Here is an 11,133-nt window from a genome sequence, read left to right on the forward strand (position 1 = left end):
GCCTGGAGAAGTGCGTCGGCTGCGAGCTGTGCGCCTGGGCCTGCCCGGCGGACGCTATCTACGTCGAAGGTGCCGACAACACCGACGAGCAGCGCTTCTCGCCCGGCGAGCGCTACGGCAGGGTCTACCAGATCAACTACCTGCGCTGCATCCTCTGCGGCTACTGCATCGAGGCGTGCCCGACGCGTGCGCTCACCATGACCAATGACTTCAAGTTCTCGAACCGAACCCGCGAGCTGATGATCTACGAGAAGGATCAGCTGCTGGCTCCACTGCTGCCTGGCATGGAGCAGCCGCCGCATCCGCGCAGGCTCGGCGACGACGAGAAGGACTACTTCCTGGGGCTCCCGCCCACCGGCCAGCCCGATACCCGGACCGGCCGGCCCGCAGCCAAGGAGGCTGAGAAGTGATTCCGCTCATTACCGGGCAGCTGGTCGCGTTCTGGATCTTCGCGCCGCTTTCCGTCCTCGGGGCTTTGGGTATGGTGATCGCCCGCAAGCCCGTACACTCGGCGGTCAGCCTGGCCGGCATGATGGTCGCGTTGGGATGTCTGTACGCCTCCCTGGACGCACCCTTCCTCTTCGTCGCGCAGATCATCGTCTATACCGGCGCGATCATGATGCTCTTCTTGTTCACCATGATGATCGTCGGCGTCGACACCACCGATTCCCTGATCGAGACGCTCAAGGGGCAGCGAGTCGCCGCAAGCATCTTCGTCTTCGGTCTGGCCGCTTTGCTGATCCTCGCGGTCGGCAACGGTGTGGTCACCGGCCAGGGCGGCCTCGATACCGCGAACGCCGGGGGCAACGTCCAGGGCGTGGCCAAGATCATCTTCGGACCCTATGTTTTCGCTTTCGAGCTGACAGCCGCACTGCTGATGATCGCCGCGCTGGCGGCCATCGTACTGGCCCACGGCGAGCCGCTGACCAAGCGCGAGGGTCAGCCCGACAGGGCCCGCCGCAGGACCAGCGAGTTCGCGGAGCACGGCAAGGATCCCGGCCCGCTGCCCGGCCCCGGCGTCTATGCCCGCAACAACTCGATCGAGTACCCGGCGCTGCTGCCCGATGGCTCGATCGCCGAGAAGTCGGTCTCGCCGACGCTTGCCGTGCGTGGCGTGGCGATCGTCGAAAACGATGGCCTGCGCGCTGCTCACCGCGCCGCGATCACCGAATTCGTCGAGGTCACCGACGAGAACACCGGGAGCGACGAGGCACCCAGGATCGCCGGGGAGCTCGCTGATCCGGGCTCGGCGCCGCTGACGGCCATCGAGACTTCCGATCACGATTCCGACCCCGCTAAGGAGCAGTGATGAGCCCGAACGCCTATCTTGTGCTGTCGGCGATTCTCTTCTCGATCGGGGTGCTGGGCTTCCTGATCCGCCGCAATGTACTGATCGCATTCATGTCGGTGGAGTTGATGCTGAACTCCTCCAATCTGGCGCTGGTCGCCTTCAGCTATGCCAACGGCAATCTGCTCGGCCAGGTCGGCGCATTCTTCGTGATGGTCGTGGCCGCTGCCGAAGTCGTCATCGGATTGGCCATCATCATGATCATCTTCAAGACCCGCCGCTCGGCCTCGGTCGACGACCAGAACCAGCTGAAGCACTGAGGGGGCTGTGGTGAGTCTGTTGGAAATCGTCATCCCGGTGGAAGCCACCGGACTGTTCTCCTATGCCTGGCTGATGATCGCCATACCGATCTTGGTGTCGGCGATTCTGCTGCTCGGCGGCAAGGCCAGCAACGCGTGGGGCCACTGGCTCGGCGTGCTGGGTGCCCTCGGCTCGTTCGCGGTTGCGCTCACTTTGTGGATTCAGATGCTGGGTGTGGCCGCCCCGGATCGGGCGGTGCATGTGCCGGTCTTCGAGTGGATCAAGGTGGGCGGCCTCGATCTGAGGGCCGACCTGCTGGTCGATCAACTGTCGATTCTCTTCGCGCTGCTGGTCACCGGCGTCGGATCGCTGATCTTCATCTACGCCGTGGGCTACATGGCACACGACCCGAATCGCCGCCGTTTCTTCGCCTTCCTGAACCTCTTCATCGCAGCCATGCTGACGCTCGTGCTGGCCGACAATTACCTGCTGCTCTTCTTCGGTTGGGAAGGCGTCGGCCTGGCGTCCTACCTGCTGATCGGCTTCTGGCAGGATCGGCACTCCGCCGCGCTGGCCGCCAAGAAGGCCTTCGTCGTCAACCGCATCGGAGACCTCGGCCTGCTCGCCGGGTTGTTCACCATGGTGGGGCTCTTCGGTTCGGTCAACTTCACCGAGGTCAACCAGGCGGTCGCTTCCGCCAGTCCGGCGTGGTTGACCGCGCTCGGCCTGTTCCTGCTGCTGGCCGCCTGTGGCAAGTCCGCCCAGGTGCCGTTGCAGTCCTGGCTGCTGGACGCGATGGAGGGCCCGACCCCGGTGTCGGCACTTATCCATGCCGCGACCATGGTCACCGCCGGTGTCTACCTGGTGGTGCGCAGCCACGCGATCTACGAGTTGACGGCCGCGGCCTCGCTGGCAGTGTGCATCGTCGGCGTGGTCACGCTGATCGCCGGTGCTTGGATCGGCTCGACCAAGGACGACATCAAGAAGGTGCTCGCCGGTTCGACCATGAGCCAGATCGGCTACATGATGTTGGCCGCCGGAATCGGGCCGGCCGGTGGCGCATTCGCGATCTTCCACCTGTTCACCCACGGCTTCTTCAAGGCCAATATGTTCCTGGGTGCCGGTTCGATCATGCACGCGATGGACGACGACACCGACATGCGGCACTTCGGCGCGTTGCGCAAGGTGATGCCGTGGACCTTCGCGACCTTCGCGATCGGCTATCTGGCGATCATCGGTATCCCACCGTTCGCGGGTTTCTACTCCAAGGACCATATCGTGGTCGCGGCCTGGGAACGCGGCTGGTACTTCGGTGTACTGGCGATCCTGGGTGCCGGCATCACCGCCTTCTACATGACCCGGCTGATGATGATGACCTTCTTCGGCCAGAAGCGCTGGGCCGACGGTGTCCACCCGCACGAGTCGCCGAAGATCATGGTCGGCCCGCTCGTCGTCCTCGCTCTCGGTGCCGCGGTGCTCGGCATGATCCTCAACAACGCGATCCAGCACTGGCTGGCTCCGCCGACCGGCGGCCACCCCCACGACACCCCGCTGTGGGAAGTCCCCTGGCAGGGCTGGGTGACGCTGGCAGTGGTCGTGGCCGGGGTGGCCATCGGCTATCTGCTGTATCGCCGTGAGATCAGCTTCGAGCAGCCTCGCACGCAGAACCCGATCGTGTTCATCGGACGCAACGATCTGCTCGCCGACCAATTCAACGACGTGGTCTTCGTCCGCGGCGGTGGCAAGGCCGCCGGGGCAGTGGCGACCATAGACGACGTGCTCGTCGATGGCGGGGTGCGCAGTGCCGCAACGCTGGCGACCGGAATCGGTGGGGCCTTGGGCAAGCTGGAGAACGGCTACTCCCGAAGCTACGGCCTGACAATGGTAATCGGCGTCGTGGTGGTTGGCGCGGTCTTGATCCTCGGCCGGTTGGCCTGAGGGGAGGAGCTGAGATGAATAACTCGATCCCCTTGCTGACGATCCTCGGCCTGCTGCCGCTGATCTTCGCGTTGATCGCTTTCATGGTCCGAGGCAAGGCCGGTAAGCAGGTCGCCCTGGTCGGTTCGCTGGCGACGCTGGCCGTCGGAGTCTGGGCGTTCTTCGCCGCGGCTTCGAGCAACCTGTCGGAGATGGTCTCCTGGATCCCGCAGATCGGTGCCTGGTATGCGCTGTCGCTGGACGGCATGGGCCGCGCGATGGTGCTGCTGACCGTCATTCTGGTGCCCATCGTGCTTGGCGCCGAGTGGACGCTGGACTCGAAGCGACCCGAAGGCCACGCCGAGCCACGCTGGGGCGGCAACGTCTTCGGCGCGCTGGCGCTGTTGGTCGAAGGCTTCGCCCTGTTCGTCTTCATGTCGGCAGACGTGCTGCTCTTCTACATCTTCTTCGAGGCGACGCTGATCCCGATGTTCTTCCTCATCACCGGATGGGGCGGGGCCGAGCGCGGCAAGGCCGCCATGAAGTTCCTGCTCTTCTCGCTGGCCGGCGGCCTGATCATGCTTTTCGCGGTGATCGGCGTCTACGGGATCACCGCGGGAGCCGGGCAGCCCAGCTTCCTGATCGACGATTTCGCTGCCATCCCGATGAGCGAGACCGTGCAGAAGGTACTGTTCATCGGCTTCTTCATCGCCTTCGCGGTGAAGGCTCCGATGGTTCCGGTGCACAGCTGGCTGCCGGACACCGCCGAACAGGCCGTCCCGGGTGCGACCGCTTTGCTGGTCGGCATCCTCGACAAGATCGGCACCTTCGGGATGATCCGGATCTGCCTGGGCATGTTGCCTGGTGCGAGCCTGTGGGCAACCCCGCTGGTCGTGGTGCTCGCGGTGATCTCGATCATCTACGGAGCGCTGCTGGCGATTACCAGCACCAATCTGCTGCGGCTGGTCTCCTATACCTCGGTCAGCCACTTCGGGTTCATGGTGCTGGGCATCTTCGCCTTCACCACCAGTTCGATGACCGGCTCGATCTTCTACATGCTGGCCCACGGCTTCAGTTCCGCGGCGCTCTTCCTGGCGGTCGGATTCCTGCTGAACCGTCGCGGTTCGGTCGAGATCGCCGACTTCGGTGGTGTGCAGCAGTTGGCTCCGCTGCTGGCGGGTGTCTTCCTGGTCTCCGGGTTGGCCACTCTCGGTCTGCCGGGTACCGCCAACTTCGCGGGTGAGTTCACCATCATGACCGGAGCCTGGCCCCGCCAGACCGTTGCCGTGCTGGTCGCGGTCTTCGCGACCGTGCTGGCTGCGCTCTATGTGCTCTGGGCGTATCAGCGGGTCTTCACCGGCTTGCCGAGCGATGAGGTGCGCCGGTCGATCACCAGTGATCTGGGCGGTCGCGAGAAGCTCGTGATCGGCCCGCTGATCGCGCTGCTGCTTGTCTTCGGGTTCTTCCCGCAGCCGATGATCAACGTGGTCGAGCAAACCGCCGGCACCACCATGAACGTTGTGGGCATGACCGATCCGCTGCCCGGGTCGATGGGAGGAAAGTGATGCTCGAGGAGTTTCTGCCCGCCGCACCAGTCTTGCTGGTGCTGTTGGGCGGCACGATCGCCATCGTCTTCGAAGGTGCGGTGCCCCGGTTGGTTCGTCCGACCGTGCAGGCGGCCTGGACGTTACTGGTGCTGTTCGGTGCCTTTGCCTGGACGCTGGTCGGCTGGACGATCTACCCGCCGCAGCTGACCGCCATGAACGCGCTGACGTTCGACGGCCCGTCCCAGCTTGCCTGGATGCTGCTGCTCTTCTTCGGAGCGCTGGCGGCGCTGCTCTTTGCCGAGCGGCGAGTCGGTGGCGGTGAGTCGCCGTTCGCTCCCAACGCGTCCGCGGTGCCCAGCTCGCAGGCGGAGCGGGAAGCCATCGCCGCCCGCCAGGAGCAGACCGAGGTCTTTCCGCTGTTGCTCTTCTCGATCGCGGGCATGATGGTCTTCGTCGCGGCGAACGATCTGCTGATCATGTTCGTGGCACTCGAGATCTTGTCGTTCCCGCTCTACGTGCTCAGCGGAATGGCCCGTCGCCGCCGACTGCTGAGCCAGGAGGCGTCGCTGAAGTACTTCCTGCTCGGCGCGCTGAGCTCGGCCATCTTCCTCTACGGTGTTGCACTCACCTTCGGCTACGCGGGCTCGTTCTACTTCCGCGACATCGATCTGGCCATTCAGGCCAATACCCAATCGCCGTGGCTGCTGCTCGCCGGGCTGGGATTGATCGTGGTCGGCGTGCTGTTCAAGATGGGCGCGGTGCCTTTTCACAACTGGGTGCCGGATGTCTATCAGGGCGCTCCGACTCCGGTGACCGGATTCATGGCGATCTGCACCAAGCTGGCGGCCACCGTCGGCCTGCTGCGACTGTTGTACGTCGCGCTCGGCTCGATGCGCTGGGATTGGCAGCCGGCGCTGGCGGTCATCGCCGTGGCCACCATGGTCGTCGGCTCGCTGGCCGGCCTGATCCAAACAGATGTCAAGCGGCTGCTGGCCTATTCGTCCATCGCGCACGCCGGCTTCATCCTGGTCGGCGTGATCGGTGCGGTCACCACCGCCAACGGCCTGGCGGACGACCGGGTTGGTTCGGTCTCGGCGATCCTGGTCTATCTGACCGCCTATGGCCTGGCCACGATGGGTGCCTTCGCGATCGTCACTCTGGTTCGCCGTTCGGGCGCGGAAGCCACCAGCTTCACCGCATGGGCAGGGCTGGGACGCCGCGATCCGCTGCTCGGTGTGCTGATGACCATCTTCCTGCTGAGCATGGCCGGTATCCCGCTGACTGGTGGTTTCATCGGCAAGCTCGCGGTCTTCGCAGCCGCGTGGAACGGAGGATATTCCTGGCTCGTCCTGATCGCCGTGGTCGCGAGCCTGGTGACCGCCGGGTTCTACTTCCGGGTCGTCTGGGTGATCTTCGGGCAGGCGCCGAACACCGAGACAGCGCTGGTTAGTCCTGGAATTGGCACCCAGATAGTGATTTGGGTCGGGGTTATCGGTACGCTTCTTCTTGGCGTGCTACCGGGGCCGCTGCTGGACATCGCTATCAACTCGGCAGGATTCATTCGCTGACAATGGCTGACGAAGACTTTGCGCAAACAATTGCCGACACGCTTGCCATCATCGAGGACAAGCTGACGGAAGCAACGGTCTCGCAGTATTCCTTCGTCACGCAGGCCGCCCAGCATGTGGTGGCAGCCGGAGGCAAACGGTTCCGTCCGGCGATGGTGGTCATCGCCGCCCATCTGGGGTCGGGTTTCGACCTGACCCGATTGATCAACGCGGCTCTGGTGATGGAACTGACACACGTCGCGAGTCTCTACCACGATGATGTGATGGACGAGGCGGACCTTCGCCGAGGGGTGACCAGCGCGAACCGTCGCTATGGCAATTCGACGGCGATCCTGGTCGGCGACTATCTCTTCGCCCGGGCCTCCAGCTATGTCGCAATGCTCGGCCCAGAATATGTCGACCTGCAGGCTCGTACCTTCGCCGAACTGGTCGAAGGCCAGATGGCCGAGACCGCGGGGCCCGAGGCCGGCGAGGACCCGATCGAACATCATTTCAAGGTGCTGGCCGGAAAGACCGCGTCGTTGATCCGCGCCTCCGCGCTCTTCGGTGGCATGATCGGGGGTGTCTCCGCTGAAGTTCTGGACGCGGTGGGCCGCTTCGGTCTCGAGATCGGGATGGTCTTCCAGCTGTCGGATGACCTGATCGATATCGTCTCCGACAAGACCGGCAAGACGCCCGGCACGGATCTGCGCGAGGGTATCCCCACCCTGCCGACTCTGCTGCTGAGGTCGTCGCCTTCGGCGTCAGATCACGAACTCGCCGCATTCATCGCCGGTGGCCTGGACGATGATGGCGACCTGGCGCAGGCATTGGCCCGGCTGCGGTCCAGCTCGGTGATCGATCAGACCCGCGACGAGATCAACCGCCGGGCCGCTGTTGCGCGCAGCTATCTGTCGCCGCTGCCCGCCGGCGCTGCCAAGGACGCGCTGGACCGTTTGTGTGACGAGGTCGTCACCCGGTCGTCCTAGGGCCCGCCGGAGAATCACCGCTGCGTGTTGCTGCGGGGATCGGACGCGATTTCTGTTGCGCGGGTAGCGGGCGGCCAGGCACCTCAGCGGTCGAGCAGCCGGTTCAGGGCTTGCGGGGCAAGTCGTCCATGGTCCAGCGCGATGACCTGATCTGCCTGATCGATGCCCTGCAGATCGTGCGTCGACTCGATGATCGTCGCCCGCGGGCGGGCCGTGCGTAGGCTCGCGCGCACTCGCGCTGCCAGCGGTGGATCGAGATGCGCGGTGAATTCGTCCAACAAGAAGACGTCGGCGTCCGACAGCAACGCGCGGGCCAGTGCGAGGCGTTGCCGCTGGCCGCCGGAGATCTGCTGGCCCTGTTCACCCACCTGCGTCGCGAGACCGTCGGGCATCTCGCGGATCTCCGCGTCCAGTTGGGCGATCTGCAGAACCTGCCAAAGCCTGTCATCTGGAGCCGCGGGATCGGCCAGCCGGAGGTTCTCGGAGATCGTCCCGTGGATCAAGAAGGTGGCCTGAGTGACCAGCGCCACCCGGGAGCGCAATTCGTCCAATTCCAGGTCGCGAGTGTCGATGCCTCCGACCAGCACCGCGCCGCTGGTGGGGTCGTCGAAACGCATCGCCAGCGAGAGTAGCGTTGACTTGCCGCAGCCCGAAACACCCGCAAGGCAGCAGTGGCTGCCTGCGGGCACCTCGATGCTCACATCGCTGAGCGCGGGCTCCCGGCCTGCGTTGCCGCCCGGGTACTGGTAGCTGACCCGTCGCCAGACCACGCTGAGCGGGCCGTCAGGCATCCGGGCCGGTTGGGCGGGATCGCTGACTGTCGGGGCGGCGACGATGATCTCGTGGACGCGCGCCGCGGCGGCCAGTGAGGCATCCAGACCGGACATGAAGTCGGTGACCGCGGCGGTGGTGTCGAAGAGCTTCCAGCTGAGCGCCACCACGATCGCCAGCGGGACGATGCCGAGGTCACCTGCCAGGCCGACGAGCGTGACCGCAAGGGTGGTCGCCGCCCGGACGACGGTCTGCGATCCGGCACGGACAGCCTGCAGGTTGCCCCTGGATCTCTGGGCAGCGCCGATCTGGTCGTCGAGCGCGGTCATCTCGTCGAGCCGGCGACCGGTGTGGCCATAGCCGGTGATCTCTGCCATGCCCTGCATCGAATCGGTGACATGCTGCCCGAGCCGGCCGCGAAGCCAGGCGCTCTGGCCCGCTGCCTGCTGGGTCCGGACGAAACCGAGCAGGGGGAGCAGCACGGCGCTGACAGCCAGACCTGCCGCGAGTGCACCAGCCACCGGCCAGGACACCCAGCCGCCCACACCCAGCACGGCGAGCAGCGGAATGGTGATGGCAGTGACCGCCGGCGGGAACGTATGAGCGAAGAAGACCTCGACGCGGTCGATGTCTTTGGTGGCGCGCACCAGTAGATCGCCGGAGGTGGCGCGCTGCAGCACCATCGGGGCTTGTGGGGTCAGCGCCCGGTAGAGCTGGACCCGCAGCAATTCGAGGGCCTTGAAGGCGACAAGGTGCCCGAAGAACTGCTCCAGGTAGCGGGCCAGGCCTTTCAGTAGCGAGAGCACGACCAACGTGATCACCAGGCCGGCGATGCTGCCTGGTAGCCGGCCGGTGTCGCCTTCGGTTAGCCCGGCCTTCGAGGCGATCAGCCGGGCTACGGCGCCGGCACCCAGGCCGAGCATCGCCAGCCCTGTGACCTGATCGAGATGCCGGAACCCGACCGATGCCCCCAGGGGCTTCAGTACCGGTCTGGTGACCTTCAGCAGCCAGCGGCTCAACTCGGCGGTGGTACTCACGCGTCCTCCCCAGCCGTGTTCAGACCGGCGCCGGTCATGGCCAGCACCTGATCGGCATGGTGGGCCGCGGACGCCCGATGAGTGGCCATCACGATGGTGTGGTCGGCCGCCAGCTCATCGACGGCTGCCCAGATGATCTGCTCGGATTCCAGATCGACCTGGGATGTCGGCTCGTCCAGCAACAACAGCCCGCGTCCGGACAGCATCGCGCGGGCCAGCGAGATTCGCTGCGCCTGTCCGCCGGAGACAGCCATGCCGCGCTCGCCCAGCTGGGTGTCCAGACCATCGGGCAGCCGCCGCGTCCAGTCGCCGAGGGCAACCCGGTCGAGGGCCTGCCACAGCTCGGCATCGGTCGCTTCGGGATTGCCGATGCGCAGGTTCTCGGCCATGCTGCCGACGAAGAGCCAAGTGTGTTGACGCATCAGGGCAGATCTGGCTCGTACCTCGTCCTGGGTGCCGGCATCGAGTGGAACTCCGTCGACCAGGCAGACTCCGCGCTGCGGTATCAGGTCGCCGCAGAGCACGGAGATCAGCGTCGATTTGCCGGAGCCGGACGGCCCGAAGATTGCGGTGCGGGTCCGCTTGGGAACTCGCATCGTTACTCCATCGAGGATCGGATTCTCCGCGGTGTATCCGAAGCCCAGCTCCCGCATCTCGACGGCGGCGTCGGTGTTCGTGGTCTCGGCCGTGCTGCGGACGGGCACCGGGCGGCGTAGGAACTCCAGGATCTGGCGCTGCATGGCGAGTCCGGCCATCCCGATGTAGAAGAAGCCGCCGATCTTGTCGACCGGTGCGCTCAGCAGAGTCGCGATGAGCACCAGCGCGATGGCCTGACCGGCGTCGATCATGCCGCTGTCGAGCCGCCAGAAGGCCAGCGCGGCCGAGGCACTGACCATGAACAGCGAGAATGCCGTGTCGGTGATGAACAGGATCAGCTGGTTGCGCGCGAGCAGTGACATGGTGGCCCGCCGGTTGGCCTCCCCGGTGTCGGCCAGCCGGTCGCCGACGCGGTCGGCCGCGCGAAGCAGCACCAGCGTGGTGAGGCCCTGGATAGCGGTGAGGAAGTCGGCCGCCAGCTTGCTGCGTGCGTCTCGCGAGGCAGCGGAGACCTTCCGGAAAGCGCTCTGGAATCCACCGACGGCCAGCGGGACGAAGGGAATGCAGATGAGCAGCACCCCTGCTGAGAGCGGATCGATGGCGATCGCGACGCTGATCAGGATCAATGCGGGGCTGAGCACCGAACCTATGGTTGGGCCGATGAAACCCTGACGGTACCCGGCCACCCGCTCGACGCCGTCAGTCATCATCGACACCGCCTCACCGGTCTGCTCCCCGGTGAACGCCGCCGGTCCGAGCCTGAAACAGTGTCCCAATACCAATCGATGAATCCGGGCCGACTCTCGTCCGGTACTGCGGTCGCTGATGATTGCCGCGACACCCTCGCTGACACCGGCCACGGCCAACAGGATGACGGCCCAGGCGATCTGGTAGCCACCGACCATCCGGGCGCCGGCCGCCTGGGCGACGATGGCCGACACCACGATGAGGAACCAGGTGAGAGCCTGCGACGTGATGACGGAGGCGGTGACCTGGGCGATCACCGCCCGTCGTCCGCCACTGCTGGCCAGAGTTGCCTTGGCACCGGACTGCGCTGCGGTGTTGGTCATTTCGTTTCCATCATCTCCTGGTAGCCGGTCGGCAGCGTGATGGCATCGTCATCACCTTACCGCTCCGCTC

At 65.5% G+C, this 11,133-nt stretch carries 9 protein-coding genes; 7 read left to right on the top strand and 2 right to left on the bottom strand.

Translation table 11 applies throughout. The features are described 5' to 3' along the window. From nuoI to AAFP05_RS08535, 7 genes are all read left to right on the top strand, one after another. A partial coding sequence (gene nuoI / locus AAFP05_RS08505; protein WP_341729429.1) for an NADH-quinone oxidoreductase subunit NuoI occupies positions 1-410 on the top strand: 410 nt, incomplete at its 5' end. After that, complete coding sequence (locus AAFP05_RS08510) at positions 407-1,309, top strand: NADH-quinone oxidoreductase subunit J (RefSeq protein ID WP_341729430.1); 903 nt, start codon at positions 407-409, stop codon at positions 1,307-1,309. The genes nuoI and AAFP05_RS08510, both read left to right, overlap by 4 nt. Beyond that, a complete protein-coding gene (nuoK, locus tag AAFP05_RS08515) occupies positions 1,309-1,608 on the top strand; it encodes an NADH-quinone oxidoreductase subunit NuoK (RefSeq protein WP_341729431.1) in 300 nt (99 codons plus the stop codon). The genes AAFP05_RS08510 and nuoK overlap by 1 nt, the downstream gene beginning before the upstream one ends. 31 nt (positions 1,609-1,639) lie before the next feature. Next, positions 1,640-3,526 (top strand): NADH-quinone oxidoreductase subunit L, encoded by a 1,887-nt coding sequence (nuoL, locus tag AAFP05_RS08520; protein WP_341729453.1) that lies wholly within the window; start codon positions 1,640-1,642, stop codon positions 3,524-3,526. A gap of 14 nt (positions 3,527-3,540) precedes the next feature. Continuing rightward, complete coding sequence (locus AAFP05_RS08525) at positions 3,541-5,070, top strand: NADH-quinone oxidoreductase subunit M (RefSeq protein WP_341729432.1); 1,530 nt, start codon at positions 3,541-3,543, stop codon at positions 5,068-5,070. Next, entirely contained in the window at positions 5,070-6,620 is a 1,551-nt protein-coding gene (nuoN, locus tag AAFP05_RS08530; protein WP_341729433.1) for an NADH-quinone oxidoreductase subunit NuoN, read from the top strand. The genes AAFP05_RS08525 and nuoN overlap by 1 nt, the downstream gene beginning before the upstream one ends. Positions 6,621-6,622: 2 nt before the next feature. After that, on the top strand, positions 6,623-7,588 hold the full coding sequence (locus AAFP05_RS08535; RefSeq protein WP_341729434.1) for a polyprenyl synthetase family protein: 966 nt from the start codon (positions 6,623-6,625) through the stop codon (positions 7,586-7,588). Positions 7,589-7,671: 83 nt separating this feature from the next. On the opposite strand, the gene cydC is transcribed toward AAFP05_RS08535, so the two are convergent. Then, entirely contained in the window at positions 7,672-9,396 is a 1,725-nt protein-coding gene (gene cydC, locus AAFP05_RS08540; protein ID WP_341729435.1) for a thiol reductant ABC exporter subunit CydC, read from the bottom strand. Next, positions 9,393-11,063 carry an ATP-binding cassette domain-containing protein gene (locus tag AAFP05_RS08545; RefSeq protein WP_341729436.1) on the bottom strand — a complete coding sequence of 557 codons (1,671 nt, stop codon included), beginning with the start codon at positions 11,061-11,063 and terminating at the stop codon, positions 9,393-9,395. Before AAFP05_RS08545 ends, cydC begins: the two co-directional genes overlap by 4 nt. Positions 11,064-11,133: the final 70 nt, after the last annotated feature.

Origin of the sequence: Brooklawnia sp., from assembly GCF_032229645.1 — a bacterium.
Classification (GTDB): Bacteria; Actinomycetota; Actinomycetes; order Propionibacteriales; family Propionibacteriaceae; genus Brooklawnia.

Excerpts from the sequence above, each read along its gene's own strand:
- nuoK (WP_341729431.1), top strand. The coding sequence starts at position 1,309 with ATGAGCCCGAACGCCTATCTTGTGCTGTCGGCGATTCTCTTCTCGATC.
- AAFP05_RS08525 (WP_341729432.1), top strand. The coding sequence starts at position 3,541 with ATGAATAACTCGATCCCCTTGCTGACGATCCTCGGCCTGCTGCCGCTG.
- nuoN (WP_341729433.1), top strand. The coding sequence starts at position 5,070 with ATGCTCGAGGAGTTTCTGCCCGCCGCACCAGTCTTGCTGGTGCTGTTG.
- AAFP05_RS08535 (WP_341729434.1), top strand. The coding sequence starts at position 6,623 with ATGGCTGACGAAGACTTTGCGCAAACAATTGCCGACACGCTTGCCATC.
- AAFP05_RS08545 (WP_341729436.1), bottom strand. The coding sequence starts at position 11,063 with ATGACCAACACCGCAGCGCAGTCCGGTGCCAAGGCAACTCTGGCCAGC.